This window comes from Pseudomonas sp. HMSC065H01 (assembly GCF_001815235.1).
Lineage (GTDB): Bacteria > Pseudomonadota > Gammaproteobacteria > Pseudomonadales > Pseudomonadaceae > Pseudomonas > Pseudomonas aeruginosa.
This window is the reverse complement of record NZ_KV819863.1, coordinates 1-21,003: the sequence shown is the minus strand read 5'-3', so window position 1 is coordinate 21,003 and position 21,003 is coordinate 1. Positions and strand designations below refer to the sequence as shown.

Sequence of the window (21,003 nt, the reverse complement as noted above, 5' to 3'; positions counted from 1 at the left end):
GGTAGCAAGGTTCATTCGTCCAATCACCGCGTCGCCCACGAGACCGCCATGCAAATCAAACTCGCCAATCCCCGCGGCTTCTGCGCCGGCGTGGATCGCGCCATCGAGATCGTCAACCGTGCCCTCGATGTCTTCGGTCCGCCGATCTACGTGCGTCACGAGGTGGTGCACAACAAGTTCGTCGTGGACAACCTGCGCCAGCGCGGCGCCATCTTCGTCGAGGAACTCGATCAGGTGCCGGACAACGTCATCGTCATCTTCAGCGCCCACGGCGTTTCCCAGGCGGTCCGCAAGGAAGCCGAGGGGCGCGGCCTGAAGGTTTTCGACGCGACCTGCCCGCTGGTGACCAAGGTGCACATGGAAGTGGTGCGCTACAGCCGCGACGGCCACGAATGCGTGCTGATCGGGCATGAAGGGCACCCCGAGGTGGAAGGCACCATGGGCCAGTACGATGCCAGCAACGGTGGTGCCATCTACCTGGTGGAGGACGAGGCCGACGTCGCCGCGCTGGAGGTGCGCAAGCCCGAAGCCCTGCACTACGTGACCCAGACGACCCTGTCGATGGACGACACCTCGAAGGTCATCGATGCCCTGCGCGCCAAGTTCCCGCAGATCCAGGGACCGCGCAAGAACGACATCTGCTATGCCACCCAGAACCGCCAGGATGCCGTGAAGGAACTGGCCGACCAGTGCGACATGGTCTTGGTGGTGGGCAGCCCCAACAGTTCCAACTCCAACCGCCTGCGCGAACTCGCCGAGCGGATGGGCACGCCGGCCTACCTGATCGACGGCGCCGAGGACATGCAACGCGGCTGGTTCGACGGTGTGCGTCGCATCGGAATCACCGCAGGCGCTTCCGCGCCGGAAGTGCTGGTGCGCGGCGTGATCGCCCAGCTACGCGAGTGGGGGGCGTCGGAGGAGCAGGAACTGGAGGGGCGGGAGGAGAACATTACCTTCTCGATGCCCAAGGAACTGCGGGTCAAGGCTTTGTGAACCGTGCGCAATGAAAGAGCCCCTCTCGTAGAGGGGCTCTTTCGTTTCAGCGCCAGCAGTCGTTGACGGTGCTGTTGTTGCCGGTCTTGCCGGCTGCGCCGCGTTCGCCGAGCTGATTGAGGGTCAGCTTGCCGCAGGTCTTGTCGCGGGTCTGCGAGTTGATCGGCGTGGCGGTCAGGGTATAGGTGGTGCTGGTGGGCGTCGCTATGGTGAGGTTGTACAGGTTGTTCGGCGAGTTGGCCGAACTCATGCCCAGCTTGGCCACGTCCTTGGTGTAGCCGACCCCGGGGTTCTGCGAGTAGTAGCGTTCCTGGCGCGCGGCCGCGTCCGAGAGCAGCGCCTGCCCCTCGGTGCGGTTGGAGCGGATCACGTAGTTCTGGTAACTGGGAATGGCGATGCCGAGGAGGATGCCGATCACCGCCACTACCACCACCATTTCCAGCAACGTGAAGCCCTTCTGTCTTGTCCTCATCGGGGCTGCTCCTCCCCGTCCTGGCGGGGCTGTTCTTTCTCGATCATCTCGGCCAGCTCCTGTTCGCTCATCTGTTTGTGAATGTAGATATCGGTGATGGTGGACCACGGCTGGCTGACGGTGCCAGAGTAGGACACCACGGAGCCCGGCTTGACCTGAAACAGGCTGGGCATGCCGTTCCTGACGGTGCTGTTGGGCAGGTGGTAGAGCCGGTGGTCGATGTCCACCAGGTTCTTCTCGACCTGGACTTCGAAGACCACGCCAGCGCCTTCGAAGGTCTGGGGATCTTCGGCCCAGCAGAGGCCGGGAACGGCCAGGGCCAGCAGCATAGGCAGCACTTTCATATCAGTTCTTTCCTTCGATGGGGCGCCAGTTCTGGCGGCCACGGGTGTTCGGACCGGGGTTCACGGTCAGGCATTCGCCCGAGGAGCAGACTTCCGGATTGCCCTGTTCGTTGGTGCTCAGCGTCAAGCCTCCCAGGCCTTTCTGCTCGGTACCGGATACCGCGACGTTCTGCTTGTTGTAGCTGTAGTCGGATTTCGAGTCCACGACGCCCTGGCGTGCCAGGTCGAACACGGTGAAGCTGGTGCGACCGCCGGTATAGGGATCGAGGCCATAGGTCCAGTTGCTGGCGCCGTCGGCACAGGGGTCATCGTTCGGGGTGATGGTTTGCAGCAGCACCACCTGGCCGATGGCGATCATGTCCTCGATCAGCATCTCGCCCTTCAGGGTGCCGTTGACCATGAAGTCCAGATACCAGCCGGACTGCTTGGTGCTGCCGTCATTGTTCAGCCAGTTGACCGGGTTCTGACTGGCGATGCGAATGGTGCGAGCGGTCGAGGCAAAGGTCGAGTCGGCCTGGAGGTCCAGGGTCTGCTGCTGCAGGTTGCCGCGCGTCAGTCGGGGTGTGCTGCCCGCGGCTTCGCCCTTGGTTTGCTGGTCCCAGATGCCGTAGAGCGTCTGGGCGCGGCTGGTATCGGCCCGGGCGTCGGCGTTCTCGAAATACTTGCCGGTACCGAAGATCACGATGTAGCCCTTGCGTGTCGGATGGCGAACCAGTGAGGGCGCGGCGGTGATCGCTTGCGCCGCGCCGGCGGAGTCGACCGCCGAATAGAGCGGCTGGCCACCGAAAGACACCCTGAAGCTCGAGGCCACCGCCGGGCCGTCGTTGGCTCGGCTGAACGGATCGTCCTGGTTGACCTTGCCGGCGATCAGGTCGAAGCGCCAGAGGTTGCCTTGCAGGTCGCCGGCGTAGGCGTAGTCGGCTACGCCGTCGCTGTTGTTGTCTGCCAGGCGAGGGCTGGATAGACCGTTGGGTACGCCGGTCCTGCCGGTGACTTCCAGTTTGCGGGTGATGGCCCCGGTCTCCAGGTCGATGATCAGCAGCGCGGCCTTGTCGTTCAGGCTGGAATAACCGTTTCCGGTGACCACGGCCCACTTGCCGTTGTGCAGCCGGGCGACCGTGGGTTTGGGGAAGCTGTAGCCAAGGTCGGGCTCCTGGTCCACGCCGATTTCCCAGAGCAGCTTGATGTTGGCGGGGTCGGTCACGTCGAGGGCGAACAGACCCTTGCCGCCGGCGCGCAGGCTGCCGATCAGCACGGTATGCCAGGCGCCGCCGAAGAAGGCGTCGGCGACCACCGGCGAGCCGTCGACGTAGAACTGGTGGGCGCCGCCCTGGTAGCCGCGGGCGGTCAACTTGTGGAGCTTCTCGAAGACCGCGCTTGGGATGAAGGCGAAGGTCTCGTTACCGTCGGTATCGAAACCGTGCAGCATGCCGTCGTTGGCGCCGACGTATACCCGCGGGGCACGGGTTTTCTGTGCTTCTGCGAACGTGGAGTAGTTGCCGCTGGGCTCGATCGGCTGGGCCAGGTAGGTCAGGTACTGGGCCTTGCCGACCGTCGCCGGCGAGGAGTTGATGATATCGCCGAGGATCGAGTTGCGGGTGCGGAAGTTGTCGCTGTTCTCCTTGCTGCGATCGCCACGCAGGAAGGCCACTCGGTCCTGGCCCTTGGTGTCGGCGACATCGTTGCGGTCCGGATCGCGGTTCAACTGCCGCTGCTGGTCGGCGCTGAGGCTGCCCCAGGTGAACTCCTTGAGGCCCGAGGTACCGGATCCGGCCATCATGATCTTGCGGCCAGCTCCACCGTTGGGCATCGCGTCGAGGATACTCTGCGCGCTCCACAGCTTGGTCTGCACGGTGGCCTTGTCCTGGGTGGTCAGGCTGTAGCGGGTCAGGTCGCCAGCCCAGTTCTTGTCGCTGGCGAAGCTGGTCTGGTAGGCGAAGCGGGTCAGCTTGTCGCCAGTGTCGTCTTCCTGCAGGGACGAGCTGATGGCGGGGCGGGATGCCGGCAGGTCCTTGCCCGAAATTCGGTTGAGGATGTCCTGGAAGGCCGCGACCAGTTGGTCCGGCGAGTCGGCGCTGAAGAACTCGCCCCGGGAGTTCACTGCGGCGTGCCACAGGTCATAGACGTTGTTGCTATGGTTATTCGAAGCGTTCGGCCAGCTGAGGCGCCCGGCGGCGATTTCGTCATAGCCGCCGGAGTAGGTGGAACCCTCCCACTTCGGGCTGGTGAGGCTGGTGGTCAGGCCCAGGCCCAGGGTATAGGTCACCATGTGCTGCCAGGTCGCCGGATCGTTGCGCGGATTCCAGTACTCCGCCGAGGGATTGGCCTGGTCCGGGTAGGGAATGTACGGCTTGATATTGTCGTCGATATCCGGCCGGGCATCGGTGGCCCAGTAATGGAAGGCCTGGTCGGCCAGGGTATTGGACGCAGCATCCCTGTAAGGCGTCTGGCTGCTGTAGCTCTTGCCATCGGGGAGGCTACGACTCGTGCTGTCGGCATTGCCTACGCTGGCCGAGTCGTTGTTCCAAAGACCATCGGTCATCAGAATGTGATAGCTGCCACGGCAGCTGTATTCCGGCGAGGTCTGGGTACCAGGTCGATAGGCATAGGGGCCGTTGACGCCGGTCTTCTTGAGAAACTCCCCTGCTCGAGTCATGGCCTGACGCAGCGGAGTACCACCTCCGACCGACAGGTTCTCCAGCCAGTTGAAGAAGTTCACCCGATGTTGCCCGGTGAAGTCTCTCAGGTAGTTGTTGTAACAGTTACTGGAGCCACTGCCGATCAGGCACGAGGAACTGTTCAGTAGTTGCCAACTGATCCGGGCGTTTTCAGGCAGGCTGTAGAACGCCAGGTTAGCGGCGGTCTGGGTGGCCAGGGCGCGGGTACGATAGAAGGAGTACCAGTTGGCGAAGTTCTGCTGCTGGGCCGCGCCGCTGATTTCCACACGGGTGTAGCAACTCGAAGTGGTGAGGCTGCAACCGCGGCCCCCGCTGTATTGGTAGTAGAAGGCAGGAGCCCCGTACCAGTCGATGCTGGACTCGGTGCCTGCTCCCGATCCGCCCTGGTACTGCACCGTTGGCCTGTAGTCACGGGAAAGGTTTACCCGGCCTTCCTGAGTGAAACCGTTGCGCCATGCCGCGGTGAAGCTGGGCTTGGAATAGTCCTGCACCTGGATCTGGCCATTGGAAAGGGTCACCTTTTTCGGCAGCTTGTACTGGGTATTCGGGTCGAAGTACATCGGGTTGTAGCTGTTCGACGCGAAATAGACGTTGTTGCGGCTGTTGACCAGGCTATCCGGTGCATAGGCATAAGCCATACTGCCCGAGTCGTCGAGAGTCACCAGCATGTTCGGGGCGACGCCCTGGATCAGCATCAGCGGCTGCTGGCTGACCGACAGGGCGGCGGCGTGGGTGGTCTGGGCGGAGAGCAGGACGGCGCCGCTGAGCGCGGCTGCCAGCGAGGTCTTGCCGATCTGGTGGAGTACCGATTTCATGCGAGGCTCGATCAGTTGGTATAGAGACGGGCGAGAACGGTCTGCAGGACGGTTTCGCTGTTGGTCTGGTTGCGCGCGACGCTATTTGTCTCGTAGTAGAAGGTGCCGATGCCGCGCATCAGGTTGCCGTATTCGGGGCTTTCCGCTTCGTTGACCTGGCCGCCCGAGGGAATGGGCAGGTTGTTCCACTGCACGCTGTAGAGCGTGCCCGCGGTGGTCGCGCTGCTGATGTCGCTGCCGCGGTAACTCATCCAGGTATTGGCGATGCCCTTCAGCACGCCGACCGGATTCTGGTGGGTGTCCGCCAGCTTCAGGTTCAGCGCGGCGAGGTCCAGCAGGCAGGGGCGGGCCACGTTGTCGGCCGTACAACCGGTGCCGGGCTCCGGCGGACGCAGGGTGTTGACGAAGCGCCGCTCGCCTTCGCGGAGTCCGGACTCGGCGGCGTTCTGCAAGCGAGTCTGTTCGATGACGTTGCCGGTGATGCGGCTTTCCAGTACCACTTCGCGCATGCTCGAGACCGCCAGCAGGGTGACGATCACCAGGATCGCCAGGGCGATGACCAGCGTGGCGCCGCGCTGTTGTGCAGGGAAGTTGTTCATGGCACGAGATTCCTGAGTGTCTGGCTGCCCTTGGCGATCTGGTAGAGGCGGTCCTTGTCGTTGCCTTGCAGGCTGGTCTTGGACGAGGGGTAGAGCGTGATCCAATCGTCCAGGGTCTTGCTGTCGCCCTGGCGCAGGTTCTTGTCGCTGGCCATCAGCGCGGAGTAGCGCAGGGCACGCACCGGACGGTCGGCGATGTTGGCCTGTTCGACGAAGCTTTCCACCTCGCGTTTGCCGGCCATGGTCGGGCCGACGCCGTACTCGAGCTTGAAGTCGACCAGGCCGCTGACGATCTCCTGGCCTTTTTCCTTGATTGTCTGCGCGGAGCAGGCGAGGCTGCCGGGGACATCGGCGGTCGCGGGAACGAACAGAACGCGTGCGGTGATGGCCTGGGCGGTAGCGAAGGGATCGCTAGGGGTGGTGATCGAGTTGCCTTCGCAGTCGTAGGCTTCGCCTGGCGCCGGTTGATAGCGGTAGCAGAATCCGCTCTGGCCGGCCTTGACCACGGCGGGCACCAGGGTCGAGCCGGCTTTGAATGCCTCGCAATAGGCGGTTTTCTGCTGCGCCGGGAAGGCAAACTCGTTGGGGTCGTCCGCACGCCTACGGAAACCCACCTTGGCCAGTTGCTGGTCCAGGAACATCATGGCGAAGCGTCCGTTTTCCTGGTTGCCTGCCTGGCCTTGCTGGAACAGGTAGTTGCGCTTGTTGTCCAGGTAGATCTGGGTAATCCCGAGAATCAGGAAGCTGCTGATGGCGAGGGCCACCAGTAGTTCGATCATGGACAGGCCCGATTGCCGTCGGGAGCGGTTGTTCATGCTCATGGCTCGACCCTGAGGGTGTAGTAGCAGAGGGAGGTGTCGGCGCTGCTGTCGGCGGCGTTGACGCAGGCGCCTTGCTTGCCGCGCCAGGCAAGGCGGATTTCCAGCATGGAGCCCTTGCCGTCGCAGTCGCCCGGCTTTGAGCTGCGGCAGATGTAGTAGTCGCTCTTCAGCAGGTCGCCAGCGCCTGGCAGTTCGTTCTTCACCTGTTCCGCCCAGCATCCCAGGCGGTCCTTGATCGCGTCGGGCAATGGCGTGCAGGAGGACGGCGCGGTGGGGAACGCCGACCCCTTGGCCTTGAAGAAGTCGGATTGCGTGGCCATCTGGTCCTTGACGTCGTACAGCGCCTTCGGGCTCGCCCGCATGCTTTCCAGCAGGTTGCTGCCGAGCATGGCTGCCTTGTTGCGCTCGACCGAGTCGGCGGTGTACTGGATGGTCTTGCCCTGCATGGCGATCATGCCCAGCACGCCGATGCTGATCAGCAGCAGGGCGACCAGCACTTCGATCATGCTGAAGCCGGATTGGTGCAGCGACCTGTGTCGCGATTTCAATAGCATGACTGGGGCGCCTTGGAGGAAGGTTCGAGTTGGATCCGGCCGGCCTGGCTGATGCTCAGCACGCGGCCCCCGTCGGTCTTGCCGTTCTGGCAGATGGCGAAGGTTCGTTCCGTTGGCGGTACGAGGGTACCGTTGGCCGTGAAGGTCAGATGTTCCACGGCGCTCTTTTCCTTCGCTGTCAGCGTGGCGGCACGGAAGCCGTCGTGTTTGCGCAGGGGCGCGGCGATCGAGCCGGAGGCCAGGACACCTATGCTCAGGCCCTTGCCCCAGTCCTTGTCCTTCAGCGCCTGGATGCTGATCGCGCGCCTCTGGGACACGGCTTCGCTGCGAGCGTACTGCAGCATCGCATTGAGTTCCTCGGCGGCGCTCTGCAGTTCGTTGCGTTCTGTCAGCTGCTTGAAGTTCGGAATGGCGAAGCTCGCCATGATGGCCAGCAGGACGACGATGATCAGCAACTCGATCAGGGTGAAGCCGGTCGAGTTGGAACGATATGACATGCGGTTGCTCCAGGGGGTCTACGCCTGGAAAGCATGCCAAACGGGCCTGGGAGCGTCTTGCGGTCGTTGACGGTCGGCCCGTGGGGCAGGACAACTGGTCCATGATCATCCGGAAGTGCTGCATAGCTCACGTTTCTCCCGGTTCTCCCTGGCGCTCGCGGTACGGAGCCGGCCCTGCCGGTTGAGGATCAGTTGCCAGGCAACGGTATGCCTTCCGCAGAGCAGAAACCGCCCGTTGTGAATGTTGAGCTGGCCGCTGGGGAGGAACCTGAGGCGGTTCGAACGGTTCCAGCGGAGCCTTTCCTTCTTTGCAAGCGCGCGTCCCACGAGAAGCCGTTCCCCACCGTCTTCCGCAAGCAGCCAGCCCTCTCCCCAGTCGCTGCCGCAGTGACGGCCATCGGTCGACGGACAGAGCGTCACCGGGCGCTGGTAGGCGACGGCATGGGTTCTGCCCAGCTGGATGCTCGCGCTCAGCTCGTGCAACACACTTCGCTCGCGATTGCCGTCCAGCCAGGCTGCCATCCCGGGCAGCGCCAGGCTTCCCAGTATTCCCAGCAGAACCAGCGCAAACAGCAGCTCGGTGAGCGTCAACGCTCTCTGCGACCTTTCGACCATGGCAGGCGGTCCTTTTGCTCGTATCATTCCGCGACGGTCGTATCTCGCCGGATTTTCCCCGTTGCCTCAATCAGCTGCGGGATGAGGCGTATGACCGACTTTTCTGCAACCCCTGTGTGATCGTGGAGGCCCTGGTGTCGGAAAGAGTTGTGGTAGTGGGCGCTGGCGTCATCGGCCTGTTGACCGCCCGGGAGCTGGCGCTCGCCGGACTGCGGGTGACCCTGATGGAGCGGGGCGAGAGTGGGCGTGAGGCATCCTGGGCGGGAGGCGGGATCGTCTCGCCGCTCTATCCGTGGCGCTACAGCCCGGCGGTGACCGCCCTGGCGCACTGGTCGCAGGACTTCTACCCGGCCCTGGGGCAACGTTTGCTCGACGAGACCGGGCTCGATCCCGAGGTCCATACCGTTGGCCTGTACTGGCTGGACCTGGACGACCAGACCGAGGCACTGCAGTGGGCACGCAAGCACACCCGGCCGTTGAAGGAAGTGCCGATCGAGGAGGCCTACGCGGCGGTGCCCGGGCTGGGCGCCGGCTTCCAGCGGGCGGTCTACATGTCGGGCGTGGCCAATGTGCGCAATCCTCGCCTGGCGCGCTCATTGCGGGCATCCCTGCAACAATTCGCCAATCTCGAACTGCATGAGCAGACGGAGGTGCGCGGCTGGTTGCGCGACGGCGATCGAGTGCTCGGCGTGGCGACCTCGCGTGGCGAGATCCGTGGCGACAAGGTGCTGCTGGCGGCGGGCGCCTGGAGCGGCGAGTTGTTGAAGCCGCTTGGCCTGGAACTGCCCGTGGTACCGGTGAAAGGGCAGATGATCCTCTACAAGTGCGCGGCGGATTTCCTGCCGCGCATGGTGCTGGCCAAGGGGCGCTACGCGATTCCGCGGCGCGACGGCCACATCCTGATCGGCAGCACCTTGGAACATTCGGGCTTCGACAAGACGCCGACCGACGAGGCGCTGGAAAGCCTCAGGGCGTCTGCGGCAGAACTGTTGCCGGAACTGGCGGACATGCAGCCGGTGGCCCACTGGGCAGGGTTGCGCCCGGGCTCTCCCGAAGGCATCCCCTATATCGGTCCGGTGCCTGGCTTCGACGGGCTCTGGCTGAATACCGGGCACTACCGCAACGGGCTGGTCCTGGCACCGGCGTCGTGCCGTCTGCTGGCGGATCTCATGAGCGGGCGGGAACCGATCATCGACCCGGTCCCCTACGCCCCGGCTGGTCGCCTCTGAGGAGCGAAAACCAAAAGGCCTGTCTTCGGACAGGCCTTTTCACTTTCAGTCGATGCCCAGCTTTTTCAGGCGGTAGCGCATCGAGCGGAACGTCAGGCCCAGGCGCTGGGCCGCGGCGGTGCGGTTCCAGCGGGTCTCCTCGAGTGCCTGCATGATCAGCTTGCGCTCGATGTCTTCCAGGTAGTCCTCGAGGTTGTCGATTTCGCTCAGGCTCGCGGCGCCTTCCTGGCTGGCACCCGGCGCATCGGCCAGGCGCAGGTCGTGAGGCTGGATCTGGTCGTCTTCGCACAGGGTATAGGCGCGCTCCAGCATGTTTTCCAGCTCGCGGACGTTGCCCGGGAAGCGGTAGTTCTTCAGCTTTTCCTGTGCGTCGCCGGTCAGCCTGGCGGCCGGCAGGCCGGTGTCGCCGGCCAGGCGCTTGAGGATGCGTTCGGCGAGCAGCGGGATGTCCTCGCGGCGTTCGCGCAGCGGCGGTACGCGCAGCTCGATGACGTTGAGGCGGTAGTAGAGGTCCTGGCGGAAGCGCCCGGCGCCGACTTCGGCGGCGAGGTCCTTGTGGGTGGCGCAGAGGATGCGCACGTCGACGGCGACCTCCTGCTGGCCGCCGACCGCGCGCACGGCCTTTTCCTGGATCGCCCGGAGCAGTTTGACCTGCATGGCCATCGGCAGGTCGGCGACTTCGTCGAGGAACAGAGTGCCGCCGCTGGCGGCCTGGAACAGGCCCTGCTTGTCTTCGATAGCGCCAGTGAAGCTGCCTTTCTTGTGGCCGAAGAACTCGCTTTCCATCAGTTCGGAGGGAATCGCGCCGCAGTTCACCGGCACGAACGGCCGCTCGATACGTGGCCCCTGCTCGTGGATCAGGCGCGCCACCAGCTCCTTGCCGCTACCGGACTCGCCACTGATGTAGACCGGCGCCTGGCTGCGCGCCAGCTTGCCGATCTGGTTGCGCAGGGCGCGCATCGGCGGCGACTCGCCGAGCAGGCGGTTGTCCACCGGCGCTTCCTCGGCTTCCGGGTTGCGCAAGCGCAGGGCGGTTGCCACCAGCTCCCGCAAGCGACCGAGGTCGACCGGTTTGGTGAGGAAGTCGAAGGCACCGGCCTTGAGCGCCTGGATCGCGGTGTCCAGGCTGCCGTACGCGGTGATCATGGCCACCGGGGTCTGTGGATGGCGCTGCTGGATGTACTGGACCAGATCGAGGCCGCTGCCGTCCGGCAGGCGCATGTCGGTGAGGCACAGGTCGAACGGCTCGCGGGCCAGCAACTCGCGGGCTTCCTTGACGTTGCGGGCGCTGCGGGTGTCCAGCTTCATGCGGCCGAGAGTGATTTCCAGCAGTTCGCGGATATCCGGTTCATCGTCGACGATCAGGGCTTTTTGTCGGCTCATGCGTGCGGCTTCCGTCAGCTGAGTTTGCGCGGGTGGGCGAAGGTGATGCGGAAGCAGCCGCCGCCTTCCTCGCGATTGCGGTAGTCGATCCGTGCCTGGTTGCTCTCGCAGAGCTCGCGGGAGAGATAGAGGCCCAGGCCGGTGCCTTTGCTTTCTGTAGTAAAGAAGGGTTCGAACAGGTTGTTCAGTTTGTCCGCCGGTACGCCGGGACCGTCGTCGATGATTTCCAGCACCGGCAGGTCGCTCTCCGGGTCGCGCGCGAGGCTCAGCCAGACCTGGCCGCGCCCGTGCGCCTGGGCGCTGTAGCGAAGACCGTTCTGCACCAGGTTGCTCAGCACCTGGTTCAACTGATGTGGGTCCATGCGGGTCTGGATGTCGCCGGCACCGAGCTGCAGGTGCAGTTGGCTGTCGTTGCGCAGCCTGCCGGGGTATTCGTCGACGAACCGCTGAAGCCACTCCTTCAGGTCGAGCTGCTGCGGTTCGGCCTGGCGGCGACGGGAGAGCTGCAGGACGTTCTCGATGACCAGGTTCATCCGCTTCGACTGGTCCTGGATGATCTGCGTCAGGCGTCGGTCCGGGGCATCCAGTTCCTCTGACTCCTGCAGCAGTTGGGCGGCGTGGCTGATCGCGCCCAGCGGGTTGCGGATCTCATGGGCGATGCCGGCGGTCAGGCGGCCGAGACCGGCCAGCTTCATCTGCTGCGCCTGCTGGGCGATCTGCGAAATGTCTTCGAGGAAGATCAGCACGTGCTGGTCGTCTTCGCGGTTGAGGCTGATAAAGCTGGGTTGCACCGTCGGGCCATCCGGCACCACCTTGAGCGTCGGCGGACGGAGGCTGGGATTCAGGCGCCATTGCTTCATGCAGTGCATCAGCATCGGGCTGTGGCGGCCCAGGCTGGCGCCCTGCACGTCGTCCTGCCTGAGCAGGCCGAGGGCGGCCTGGTTGGCGAGGAGGATGGCCTGACGGCTATCGACCACGAGGATGCCGGTGCGCATGCGCTGCAGGATCAATGCGTTGAGTTCCTCCAGGTTGGCGACCGTCTCGGCGCGTTCTTCGGCCAGCGTTTCGGTCTGCTCCTGGCGCCGCACCAGAGCCTGGATCACCAGCGCGGCGGCGAAGCACAGGGTGCCGAGGCCGCCGGCCTGGACGTAGTGGTTGGTGGCGTCCGGACTGCTCAGGCTGAGGAAGAAGGTCAGGTAGAGCAGGCCGAGGCTGGCCGCCGCCGCGATGACCAGGCCGATGCGCCCGCGCAGCAGGATGTTGGCAATGGCGACCGCCACCACCAGCAGGCTGCCGATGCCGCTGGGCACGCCGCCACCTGCGTAGAACAGGCCGCAAAGCATCAGCACGTCGGTGAGCGCGAGGATGAAGATCGGCAGCAATTGCCGCGACGGCGGCAGGAACAGCGCGACCAGGATGTTGAAGACCAGGTAGCACCAACTGCCGACATGGAACAGTTCAGGGTGGACGAGCTTGAGGACCTGATCTTCCAGTTCGCTGGAGATCAGCAGGACCAGTACCAGGCCGATGGTCAGGCGGTACAGGTGGTACAGACGGAGGATGCGTTGCCCCTGCTCCTCGCTCAGCCGTAGCCGTTCAGCGCGCACGGTCGCCCTGGTCCTGGCGCAGGTGCGCCTGGCTGCAATACCAGCGTTGTTCGTGGGCGAGGGCGTTGGTCTGCGGCACGTGGACGCCGCAATGGGCGCAGCGGACCATCGGCGATGCGCTCGGCTCGTCCTGCGGACGTTGCTGCTGGCGCGGAGTGGGACGGGTAAAGCGACGCCAGAGCCAGAACGCGATGGCGATCAGGGCGATCCAGAACAGGAGGCGGAAAAGGCCCATGGTGATCTCGGAGGCTGGAGAAAGCTGCAGTTTAGCCAAGCCGCCGGCTCGATCCCAGCCGGGAAGGTCCAGGCTGTGCGGCGTTTGGCGCTGGGAGAGGCATGGCGGCGGGCAAAAAGAAGGGAGGCCTGCGCCTCCCTTCGGTGTTTCGTGCGATCAGTCGAAGAGACCGAAGGTCATGTAGCTCCACCAGGAGCGGCCGGAGTCTTCGTCGTCATCGCTCTCCGGCTTCTCGTCGTCGGCGCTGTGATCCTGGTTTTCCGGCTTCAGTTCGGCGGGAATCTCCCGCTCGGCATCCTCGTACTGCTTGATCACGTCCTTGGCGGCCTGGGTTTCCATGTGCGGCGGCGGCTCGCCGCCTTCGATCAGGCCCAGGGTGGCCTTGGCCAGCCAGGAGCGGGTGTCGGCCTCGCTTTCGCGGGCGACGAACTCGCCATCCTTGAGGCTGGCGTTATCCGGATAGTTGAGCTTGAGGGTTTCCAGGCTGGTGCTGGCCAGGTCGTCGAGACCCAGGCGACGGTAGGCTTCGACCATGATCGCCAGGCCATCGCCGACGGCCGGGGTTTCCTGGAAGTTCTCTACCACGTAGCGACCGCGGTTGGCGGCGGCGACATAGGCCTGGCGCTTCAGGTAGTAGTGGCCGACGTGCACTTCGTAGGCCGCCAGCAGGTTGCGCAGGTACACCATGCGCGCCTTGGCGTCCGGGGCGTAGCGGCTGTTGGGGAAGCGGCTGGTGAGCTGGGCGAACTCGTTGAAGGAGTCGCGGGCGGCGCCCGGGTCGCGCTTGGTCATGTCCAGCGGCAGGAAGCGCGCCAGCAGGCCGCGGTCCTGGTCGAAGGAGGACAGGCCCTTGAGGTAGTAGGCGTAGTCGACGTTGGGGTGCTGCGGATGCAGGCGGATGAAGCGTTCGGCGGCGGCGCGGGCGGCTTCGGGCTCCATGTTCTTGTAGTTGGCGTAGATCAGCTCGAGCTGGGCCTGCTCGGCGTAGCGGCCGAAGGGATAGCGCGATTCGAGGGCTTTCAGCTTGGTGACGGCGCTGTTGTAGCTCTTGTTGTTGAGGTCGTCCTGCGCCTGCTGGTACAGCTGGCTCTCGCTCAGGTTCTCGTCGACAGTCTCCTTGTTCGAGGAGCAGGCTGCGGTGAGGGCGAGGATGGCGATCAGCAGCAGGTGTTTCACTTGCATGGCGGCTTGCGTCCCTGGGACGGTCGGCTTGGCCTCAACCGTCTGTTATGATTGGCGCCCCAGGCACCCCCTGGGACAAAGACCCCGTATTTAACCACAGCGCGTAGCCGATTCCAAAAGCCGCGCTGAGCATCGTCTCCTACTCATGTCCGATATGATTCAACGCGCGGCCGAGGTGCCGTTCGAGCTGGGTGGCCAGCGTCTCGACCAGATCGCCGCCCAGCTTTTTCCCGAACACTCCCGCTCCCGTCTGGCCGGCTGGATCAAGGACGGACGCCTGACCGTCGACGGCGCCGTGCTGCGCCCGCGCGACATCGTCCACAGCGGCGCGCAACTCGTCCTGGAGGCCGAGCAGGAAGCCCAGGGCGAGTGGCTCGCACAGGACATCGAGCTGGAAATCGTCTACGAGGACGAGCACATCCTGGTGATCGACAAGCCCGCCGGCCTGGTGGTCCATCCGGCTGCCGGCCATCAGGACGGCACCCTGCTGAATGCCTTGCTCTACCATGTCCCGGACATCGCCAATGTGCCGCGCGCCGGGATCGTCCACCGCCTGGACAAGGACACGACCGGCCTGATGGTGGTGGCCAAGACGCTGGAGGCCCACACCAAGCTGGTGGCGCAACTGCAGGCACGGTCGGTCAGCCGCATCTACGAGGCGATCGTGATCGGCGTGATCACCTCCGGTGGCACCATCGATGCGCCGATCGGACGGCATGGCGTGCAGCGGCAGAAGATGGCGGTGGTCGACGCCGGCAAGGTGGCGGTCAGCCATTACCGCGTGCTGGAACGCTTCCGTGCGCACACCCATACCCGGGTCAAGCTGGAGACCGGGCGTACCCACCAGATCCGCGTGCACATGAGCCATATCGGCTATCCCCTGGTCGGCGATCCGGTCTACGGTGGGCGCTTCAGGATTCCCCCGGTGGCCAGCCAGACCCTGGTCCAGACTCTTCGCGAGTTCCCCCGGCAGGCGCTGCACGCGCGCTTCCTCGAACTGGATCACCCGGCCACCGGCGTGCGCATGAAGTGGGAGTCGCCGCTGCCGGAAGACTTCCTCTGGCTGCTCAGCCTGTTGCGCCAGGATCGCGAGGCGTTCGTCGGATGAACGCCTGGCTGACCCCCGACTGGCCGGCGCCGGCCCGTGTGCGGGCCTGCGTGACCACGCGCAGTGGCGGGGTCAGCCAGGCACCCTTCGACAGTCTGAACCTTGGCGCCCACGTCGACGACGATCCGCGCGCCGTGGAAGAAAACCGCCGACGCCTGACCGAGCGTCTGGAATGCCGGCCGAGCTGGTTGGACCAGGTGCACGGAGTGACGGTGGTGGAGGCCGACCCGAGCCGGGTGCTCAGGGCCGACGCCAGCTGGAGCGCGATGCCGGGCGTCGCCTGTACGATCATGACCGCCGACTGCCTGCCGGCGTTGTTCTGCGACCGCTCGGGCACCCGCGTGGCGGCGGCCCATGCCGGCTGGCGCGGGCTGGCGGCGGGCGTGCTGGAGGCGACGGTGGACAGCCTGGGCGTGCCCGGCGACGAACTGCTGGTCTGGCTGGGGCCGGCGATCGGCCCGCAGGCCTTCGAGGTCGGCGGCGAGGTCCGCGATGCATTCGTCGCTGCGCACGCCGAGGCGCGCTCGGCTTTCGTACCTAGCGCCAATCCGGGCCGCTTCATGGCCGACATCTACCGACTCGCGCGGATCCGCCTGGGCGCCCATGGCGTCACCGCCGTGCATGGCGGTGGCTTCTGCACCTTCAGCGATACCGCGCGCTTCTATTCCTACCGCCGCTCGTCGCGTACCGGCCGTTTTGCCAGCCTGGTCTGGCTCCAGGACTAGGCCCGCGCAGGTTATCCGGCGGCAACTGACCGATGTCACGGTCCGGTCGCTTGAACCGCGGAAAATCGCCCTTATCTACTGAGTCATCTCGGCGGGCTTTTCTTCATCAGGGACACCCATCGTTCCGGCCCGCTCTATAGAAGGAAGGACGACCCATGCGAATAGACCGTTTGACCAGCAAGCTGCAACTGGCGCTCTCCGACGCCCAGTCCCTGGCCGTTGGCCATGACCATCCGGCCATCGAGCCGGTGCACCTGCTTTCCGCCCTGCTCGAGCAGCAAGGCGGTTCGATCAAGCCCCTGCTGATGCAGGTCGGCTTCGATATCGCCGCCCTGCGCAGCGGCCTCAACAAAGAACTCGACGCGCTGCCGAAGATCCAGAGCCCGACCGGCGACGTGAACCTGTCCCAGGATCTCGCACGCCTGCTCAACCAGGCTGACCGCCTGGCCCAGCAGAAGGGCGACCAGTTCATCTCCAGCGAGCTGGTATTGCTGGCCGCGATGGACGAGAACACCAGGCTCGGCAAGCTGCTGCTCGGCCAGGGCGTGTCGCGCAAGGCGCTGGAGAATGCCGTGGCCAACCTGCGTGGCGGCGAAGCGGTGAACGACCCGAACGTCGAGGAGTCGCGCCAGGCGCTGGACAAGTACACCGTCGACATGACCAAGCGCGCCGAGGAAGGCAAGCTCGACCCGGTGATCGGTCGCGACGACGAGATCCGCCGGACCATCCAGGTCCTGCAGCGGCGGACCAAGAACAACCCGGTGCTGATCGGCGAACCCGGCGTCGGCAAGACCGCCATCGTCGAGGGCCTGGCCCAGCGCATCATCAACGGCGAAGTGCCGGACGGCCTCAAGGACAAGCGCCTGCTGGCCCTGGACATGGGGGCGCTGATCGCCGGTGCCAAGTTCCGCGGCGAGTTCGAGGAACGCCTGAAGGCGGTCCTCAACGAACTGGGCAAGCAGGAAGGCCGGGTCATCCTGTTCATCGACGAACTGCACACCATGGTCGGCGCCGGCAAGGCGGAAGGCGCCATGGACGCCGGCAACATGCTCAAGCCGGCTCTGGCGCGCGGCGAGCTGCACTGCGTCGGTGCTACTACCCTCGACGAGTATCGCCAGTACATCGAGAAGGATGCCGCGCTGGAGCGCCGCTTCCAGAAGGTGCTGGTGGACGAACCGAGCGAGGAAGACACCATCGCCATCCTCCGTGGCCTCAAGGAACGCTATGAAGTGCACCACGGGGTGAGCATCACCGACGGCGCGATCATCGCCGCGGCCAAGCTGTCGCACCGCTACATCACCGATCGGCAACTGCCGGACAAGGCCATCGACCTGATCGACGAGGCCGCCAGCCGCATCCGCATGGAGATCGACTCCAAGCCGGAGGAACTGGATCGTCTCGACCGTCGCCTGATCCAGCTGAAGATCGAGCGCGAGGCGCTGAAGAAGGAAGACGACGAAGCCACCAGGAAGCGCCTGGCCAAGCTGGAGGAGGATATCGTCAAGCTCGAGCGCGAATACGCCGACCTCGAGGAGATCTGGAAGTCCGAGAAGGCCGAGGTGCAGGGCTCGGCGCAGATCCAGCAGAAGATCGAGCAGGCCAAGCAGGAGATGGAGGCGGCGCGGCGCAAGGGCGACCTCGAGAGCATGGCGCGCATCCAGTACCAGACCATCCCGGACCTGGAACGCAGCCTGCAGATGGTCGACCAGCACGGCAAGACCGAGAACCAGTTGCTGCGCAACAAGGTGACCGACGAGGAAATCGCCGAAGTGGTTTCCAAGTGGACCGGTATCCCGGTGTCGAAGATGCTCGAGGGCGAGCGCGAGAAGCTGCTGCGCATGGAGCAGGAGCTGCATCGGCGAGTGATCGGCCAGGACGAGGCGGTAGTCGCCGTGTCCAACGCCGTGCGCCGTTCGCGCGCCGGCCTCGCCGATCCGAACCGGCCGAGCGGCTCGTTCCTCTTCCTCGGCCCGACCGGGGTGGGCAAGACCGAGTTGTGCAAGGCGCTGGCCGAGTTCCTCTTCGATACCGAGGAGGCGCTGGTGCGGATCGATATGTCCGAGTTCATGGAGAAACACTCGGTGGCCCGCCTGATCGGCGCGCCTCCGGGCTACGTCGGCTTCGAGGAAGGCGGCTACCTGACCGAGGCGATCCGCCGCAAGCCTTACTCGGTGGTGCTGCTGGACGAGGTGGAGAAGGCCCATCCGGATGTATTCAACATTCTCCTCCAGGTGCTCGAGGACGGACGCCTGACCGACAGTCACGGGCGTACGGTGGACTTCCGCAACACCGTGGTGGTGATGACCTCCAACCTCGGTTCGGCACAGATCCAGGAGCTGGCCGGCGACCGCGAGGCGCAACGTGCCGCAGTGATGGACGCGGTCAATGCGCACTTCCGTCCGGAATTCATCAACCGGATCGACGAAGTGGTGGTATTCGAGCCGCTGGCTCGCGAGCAGATCGCCGGCATCGCCGAGATCCAGCTCGGTCGCCTGCGCAAGCGCCTGGCCGAGCGCGAGCTGAGCCTGGAACTGAGCCAGGAGGCGCTGGACAAGCTGATCGCCGTCGGCTTCGACCCGGTCTATGGCGCACGCCCGCTGAAGCGGGCCATCCAGCGCTGGATCGAGAACCCGCTGGCGCAACTGATCCTGGCCGGCAAATTCGCGCCGGGTGCCAGTATCTCGGCGAAGGTGGAAGGCGACGAGATCGTCTTCGCCTGACCTCTTCGTGGACGGACAGGGAAAGCCCCGCTTCGGCGGGGCTTTTTCATGGGCGTCCGGTAGGAGCGAGAGCGCTGCCGCATGCAGTGGAAGGGCCGTTTTGCCGCTCGTGGAAAAAGAAGAAAAACTTTTTGGATCAGAGGGTTGACATGCCCGCGCGCATCCGTAAAATGGCGCGCCTCTGAGACGCGAATCCAGCAACACCGGAAGCGTCCAGGGTTGGAAGAAAGACGTTCCGCGATAGCTCAGTCGGTAGAGCAAATGACTGTTAATCATTGGGTCCCTGGTTCGAGTCCAGGTCGCGGAGCCAACTTCCAATCGGGGTATAGCGCAGTCCGGTAGCGCGCCTGCTTTGGGAGCAGGATGTCGGGAGTTCGAATCTCTCTACCCCGACCACCTCATACTTGGGTCGTTAGCTCAGTCGGTAGAGCAGTTGGCTTTTAACCAATTGGTCGTAGGTTCGAATCCTACACGACCCACCATTTTCGAGGGGCGAGTTGCACAGGCCTAGGAAGGGGTGTTGCACCTTTTACTTGTCCAGCAGCCGTCTGGGCCGAACATTAGGCCCGCATTGACGTGATGTCAATATGGAATAGCCCGCCTTTTTAGGTGGGCTTTTCTGTTTCTAAGATCCTGAAACCATTCTGCAGGCGTAGCAATGCGCCCCCGACGTAATCAGCGATTACGGGGGGGGGTACTGCGGTGTTGGCCTTGAAATGGCGCGGCTCTGCCAGCATTGGAATCCAGGCGCTCTCGGTATTTCCAGATGTTTCCTACAGGCCTAGCGATCTGCTGGGAGGCGCAGCTACCTTTCGTCCGGTAGCCGGCCCCTCAGTATCGGTATCGCTAGGCGGGACTGCTTCGGGCGGTAGATCCCCATCCACCAGATCCGCTTGTTGCGGTGGAAGCCGCGGAGGCCGTGGCGGCACGGTTCGATAGGTGTTGAGCCATCAGAGTGAACAGCACTCTTTGCTCGAAGGTGTCAGGTGGCTGTGGTAGCGCTTCTTCCCACGCGGTTGCATCTCCCTGAATGCCTGTCCCTGGTGTGTGCTCCCTTGGTTCTGCAGGTTCTGTCCTAGCCTCCTGTGGCGGCGCTTCACCCATTCGAGCGAGAGGTTGCCCGCATGGCTTCGGTTTGGCAGAGGCTTGCGGGGAGCCGCTGTAATCCACCTTCCTGACGTTCTCCAGCGCTCCTTGGGCCAGGCTTCTGGCATGCAGCACGGCACGCATGTGGTCGTAGTCGGCCTCGATGTAGCTCATCGTGGTCTGGATATTCGAGTGGTTGAGCAGGCACTTCGTGAGGTGGATGTTCCGCTCGGGTGCCTTCATCAAGTCGGTGGCCAGGGTGTGCCGGAAACGGTGCGGGGTCATCCGCACCGCAACCTTCTCGGTCAACTTCCGGTACATGGCTTCGACCTGGTCGGAGTTCATCACCTTGCTCTTGTAGTGCGGTGAGAACCGGTTGACGTTGAACAACTGGTCGTCATCGGCGAATCCGGCTCTATCGGCCTCCTGCAGGAGCCGCGATAGGTGAGGCACAAGCCCCTCCGTTATTGGCACTACGAACTCTTTATGAGTTTTCTCTGTCTCGCCGCGGATGAGGATCAGTTGATTATCCCAGTCGATGTCGCGCTTGCGGATGCACAGCAGCGCGTTCAACCGGATGCCGGTGTAGTAGAAGACCTCAAACGTGCAAAGCCAGAACCAGGCGGGAGTGATGCGTGCGCGATCGCCGGTGCAGCGCTCGGCGCCGACCTGCATGTTGAGCCAACTGCGGGCGCGCAGGATGGCTTCGGCTGCGACGGTTTTGCTTGCTCGCCTGGGGGGGATGACGGTGGTCTTTCTGAACGGGTTGACTTGGGAGTGCGTCACCAGCTCGTGCTCGATGGCATAGCCCCAGATCGTTCGCAGATGATTCGAGTACGTGTTCCAGCTCCGCTTCGATAGGCCTTGTTCCAGTACCTTGCGCCGCCAACCCAGGACAGCCCGGTGGTCCACGTCATGTACGGTTGCCGTAGGACCGAAGTGCTTGAGCAGCGCCTTGGTCGCGGCGCGGTAGATCTTCGCGCTGGCTTCCCGGAGATCGTGCGCGAAGATGTACTCCTCGGTGAGCTGCTGCGGCGTCATTCCACACCTCCTTCGGCATCGGTGATAACCGTGAGGCTTGGGTTGTCCAGAGGCTGCTCAGGGAACAGCAATTTGGGATCCTGGAGTAGGTAGGCCTTGAGCTCTTTCGTTTTACGAGGGCCTGAGACTTTGATGGTCCAGATGTTCAGGCTCTTACTGGTCTTCCGGTGAAGCCCTTGTTTCTCGAACGCGCGCTGCACCAGCTTCCAGCCGGTCGTCTCCTTGGCCTGGGCCAGCTTTTCGAGCTCTGGATGCTCCTGGACATAACGCTTGAAGATTCCTGGCGTGACCAGCATGGC

At 64.2% G+C, this 21,003-nt stretch carries 19 protein-coding genes and 3 tRNA genes; 8 read left to right on the top strand and 14 right to left on the bottom strand.

Translation table 11 applies throughout. From position 1 onward, the window contains the following. Positions 1 to 48: 48 nt before the first annotated feature. Entirely contained in the window at positions 49 to 993 is a 945-nt protein-coding gene (ispH, locus tag HMPREF3014_RS11975) for a 4-hydroxy-3-methylbut-2-enyl diphosphate reductase (RefSeq protein ID WP_003094724.1), read from the top strand. A 46-nt stretch (positions 994 to 1,039) separates the two neighbouring features. Here the strand turns inward: ispH and pilE are convergent, their stop codons facing one another. From pilE to HMPREF3014_RS11935, 8 genes are all read right to left on the bottom strand, one after another. Next, entirely contained in the window at positions 1,040 to 1,465 is a 426-nt protein-coding gene (pilE, locus tag HMPREF3014_RS11970; RefSeq protein ID WP_003094721.1) for a type 4a pilus minor pilin PilE, read from the bottom strand. After that, on the bottom strand, positions 1,462 to 1,809 hold the full coding sequence (pilY2, locus tag HMPREF3014_RS11965) for a type 4a fimbrial biogenesis protein PilY2 (protein ID WP_012614546.1): 348 nt from the start codon (positions 1,807 to 1,809) through the stop codon (positions 1,462 to 1,464). The genes pilE and pilY2 overlap by 4 nt, the downstream gene beginning before the upstream one ends. Position 1,810: 1 nt before the next feature. Continuing rightward, positions 1,811 to 5,302, bottom strand: coding sequence for a type 4a pilus biogenesis protein PilY1 (gene pilY1 / locus HMPREF3014_RS11960; RefSeq protein WP_003123397.1), 3,492 nt, complete (start codon positions 5,300 to 5,302; stop codon positions 1,811 to 1,813). A gap of 11 nt (positions 5,303 to 5,313) precedes the next feature. Continuing rightward, positions 5,314 to 5,901, bottom strand: coding sequence for a type 4a pilus minor pilin PilX (gene pilX / locus HMPREF3014_RS11955; protein ID WP_003112826.1), 588 nt, complete (start codon positions 5,899 to 5,901; stop codon positions 5,314 to 5,316). After that, positions 5,898 to 6,722 (bottom strand): type 4a pilus minor pilin PilW, encoded by an 825-nt coding sequence (gene pilW, locus HMPREF3014_RS11950; protein WP_003119422.1) that lies wholly within the window; start codon positions 6,720 to 6,722, stop codon positions 5,898 to 5,900. Before pilW ends, pilX begins: the two co-directional genes overlap by 4 nt. After that, the gene (pilV, locus tag HMPREF3014_RS11945; protein ID WP_003119423.1) at positions 6,719 to 7,276 is read right to left on the bottom strand and encodes a type 4a pilus minor pilin PilV; all 558 of its coding nucleotides are present in this window, start codon (positions 7,274 to 7,276) and stop codon (positions 6,719 to 6,721) included. Before pilV ends, pilW begins: the two co-directional genes overlap by 4 nt. Further along, on the bottom strand, positions 7,267 to 7,773 hold the full coding sequence (locus HMPREF3014_RS11940; protein WP_003102598.1) for a GspH/FimT family pseudopilin: 507 nt from the start codon (positions 7,771 to 7,773) through the stop codon (positions 7,267 to 7,269). Before HMPREF3014_RS11940 ends, pilV begins: the two co-directional genes overlap by 10 nt. Before the next feature lie 105 nt (positions 7,774 to 7,878). Then, complete coding sequence (locus HMPREF3014_RS11935) at positions 7,879 to 8,388, bottom strand: GspH/FimT family pseudopilin (protein ID WP_003102595.1); 510 nt, start codon at positions 8,386 to 8,388, stop codon at positions 7,879 to 7,881. A 134-nt stretch (positions 8,389 to 8,522) separates the two neighbouring features. Between HMPREF3014_RS11935 and thiO the strand changes: the two genes are divergently transcribed. Further along, on the top strand, positions 8,523 to 9,617 hold the full coding sequence (thiO, locus tag HMPREF3014_RS11930) for a glycine oxidase ThiO (RefSeq protein WP_023087807.1): 1,095 nt from the start codon (positions 8,523 to 8,525) through the stop codon (positions 9,615 to 9,617). Positions 9,618 to 9,662: 45 nt separating this feature from the next. Here the strand turns inward: thiO and pilR are convergent, their stop codons facing one another. The 4 genes from pilR to HMPREF3014_RS11910 form a co-directional block, all read right to left on the bottom strand. Continuing rightward, positions 9,663 to 11,000, bottom strand: coding sequence for a two-component system response regulator PilR (gene pilR / locus HMPREF3014_RS11925; RefSeq protein ID WP_003094694.1), 1,338 nt, complete (start codon positions 10,998 to 11,000; stop codon positions 9,663 to 9,665). Positions 11,001 to 11,014: 14 nt separating this feature from the next. Continuing rightward, positions 11,015 to 12,607, bottom strand: coding sequence for a two-component system sensor histidine kinase PilS (gene pilS / locus HMPREF3014_RS11920; protein WP_003123394.1), 1,593 nt, complete (start codon positions 12,605 to 12,607; stop codon positions 11,015 to 11,017). Continuing rightward, complete coding sequence (locus HMPREF3014_RS11915) at positions 12,597 to 12,842, bottom strand: PP0621 family protein (RefSeq protein WP_009316269.1); 246 nt, start codon at positions 12,840 to 12,842, stop codon at positions 12,597 to 12,599. The genes pilS and HMPREF3014_RS11915 overlap by 11 nt, the downstream gene beginning before the upstream one ends. A 156-nt stretch (positions 12,843 to 12,998) precedes the next feature. Next, entirely contained in the window at positions 12,999 to 14,024 is a 1,026-nt protein-coding gene (locus HMPREF3014_RS11910; RefSeq protein ID WP_003102590.1) for an outer membrane protein assembly factor BamD, read from the bottom strand. A 145-nt stretch (positions 14,025 to 14,169) separates the two neighbouring features. Here HMPREF3014_RS11910 and rluD point away from each other — a divergent pair, with 145 nt between their 5' ends. The 6 genes from rluD to HMPREF3014_RS11880 all read left to right on the top strand — a co-directional run bounded on the left by rluD (position 14,170) and on the right by HMPREF3014_RS11880 (position 19,059). Continuing rightward, positions 14,170 to 15,132, top strand: coding sequence for a 23S rRNA pseudouridine(1911/1915/1917) synthase RluD (rluD, locus tag HMPREF3014_RS11905; RefSeq protein WP_003094686.1), 963 nt, complete (start codon positions 14,170 to 14,172; stop codon positions 15,130 to 15,132). After that, a complete protein-coding gene (gene pgeF, locus HMPREF3014_RS11900) occupies positions 15,129 to 15,857 on the top strand; it encodes a peptidoglycan editing factor PgeF (protein ID WP_003102588.1) in 729 nt (242 codons plus the stop codon). Before rluD ends, pgeF begins: the two co-directional genes overlap by 4 nt. Positions 15,858 to 16,012: 155 nt before the next feature. Next, a complete protein-coding gene (gene clpB, locus HMPREF3014_RS11895) occupies positions 16,013 to 18,577 on the top strand; it encodes an ATP-dependent chaperone ClpB (protein WP_003094682.1) in 2,565 nt (854 codons plus the stop codon). A 234-nt stretch (positions 18,578 to 18,811) separates the two neighbouring features. Then, positions 18,812 to 18,887: transfer RNA gene (locus HMPREF3014_RS11890), tRNA-Asn, on the top strand. 9 nt (positions 18,888 to 18,896) lie between these two features. Further along, positions 18,897 to 18,973, top strand: a tRNA-Pro gene (locus HMPREF3014_RS11885). A 10-nt stretch (positions 18,974 to 18,983) separates the two neighbouring features. After that, positions 18,984 to 19,059, top strand: a tRNA-Lys gene (locus HMPREF3014_RS11880). Positions 19,060 to 19,423: 364 nt separating this feature from the next. Here HMPREF3014_RS11880 and xerC read toward each other — a convergent pair. Continuing rightward, positions 19,424 to 20,704, bottom strand: coding sequence for a site-specific integrase (gene xerC / locus HMPREF3014_RS11875; RefSeq protein WP_003117094.1), 1,281 nt, complete (start codon positions 20,702 to 20,704; stop codon positions 19,424 to 19,426). Beyond that, positions 20,701 to 21,003 (bottom strand): conjugal transfer nickase/helicase domain-containing protein (locus HMPREF3014_RS11870; protein WP_168171850.1); only part of this gene is annotated, 303 nt, incomplete at its 5' end. The genes xerC and HMPREF3014_RS11870, both read right to left, overlap by 4 nt.

Excerpts from the sequence above, each read along its gene's own strand:
- ispH (WP_003094724.1), top strand. The coding sequence starts at position 49 with ATGCAAATCAAACTCGCCAATCCCCGCGGCTTCTGCGCCGGCGTGGAT.
- pilE (WP_003094721.1), bottom strand. The coding sequence starts at position 1,465 with ATGAGGACAAGACAGAAGGGCTTCACGTTGCTGGAAATGGTGGTGGTA.
- pilY2 (WP_012614546.1), bottom strand. The coding sequence starts at position 1,809 with ATGAAAGTGCTGCCTATGCTGCTGGCCCTGGCCGTTCCCGGCCTCTGC.
- pilY1 (WP_003123397.1), bottom strand. The coding sequence starts at position 5,302 with ATGAAATCGGTACTCCACCAGATCGGCAAGACCTCGCTGGCAGCCGCG.
- pilX (WP_003112826.1), bottom strand. The coding sequence starts at position 5,901 with ATGAACAACTTCCCTGCACAACAGCGCGGCGCCACGCTGGTCATCGCC.
- pilW (WP_003119422.1), bottom strand. The coding sequence starts at position 6,722 with ATGAGCATGAACAACCGCTCCCGACGGCAATCGGGCCTGTCCATGATC.
- pilV (WP_003119423.1), bottom strand. The coding sequence starts at position 7,276 with ATGCTATTGAAATCGCGACACAGGTCGCTGCACCAATCCGGCTTCAGC.
- HMPREF3014_RS11940 (WP_003102598.1), bottom strand. The coding sequence starts at position 7,773 with ATGTCATATCGTTCCAACTCGACCGGCTTCACCCTGATCGAGTTGCTG.
- HMPREF3014_RS11935 (WP_003102595.1), bottom strand. The coding sequence starts at position 8,388 with ATGGTCGAAAGGTCGCAGAGAGCGTTGACGCTCACCGAGCTGCTGTTT.
- pilR (WP_003094694.1), bottom strand. The coding sequence starts at position 11,000 with ATGAGCCGACAAAAAGCCCTGATCGTCGACGATGAACCGGATATCCGC.
- HMPREF3014_RS11915 (WP_009316269.1), bottom strand. The coding sequence starts at position 12,842 with ATGGGCCTTTTCCGCCTCCTGTTCTGGATCGCCCTGATCGCCATCGCG.
- HMPREF3014_RS11910 (WP_003102590.1), bottom strand. The coding sequence starts at position 14,024 with ATGCAAGTGAAACACCTGCTGCTGATCGCCATCCTCGCCCTCACCGCA.
- rluD (WP_003094686.1), top strand. The coding sequence starts at position 14,170 with ATGTCCGATATGATTCAACGCGCGGCCGAGGTGCCGTTCGAGCTGGGT.
- pgeF (WP_003102588.1), top strand. The coding sequence starts at position 15,129 with ATGAACGCCTGGCTGACCCCCGACTGGCCGGCGCCGGCCCGTGTGCGG.
- clpB (WP_003094682.1), top strand. The coding sequence starts at position 16,013 with ATGCGAATAGACCGTTTGACCAGCAAGCTGCAACTGGCGCTCTCCGAC.
- xerC (WP_003117094.1), bottom strand. The coding sequence starts at position 20,704 with ATGACGCCGCAGCAGCTCACCGAGGAGTACATCTTCGCGCACGATCTC.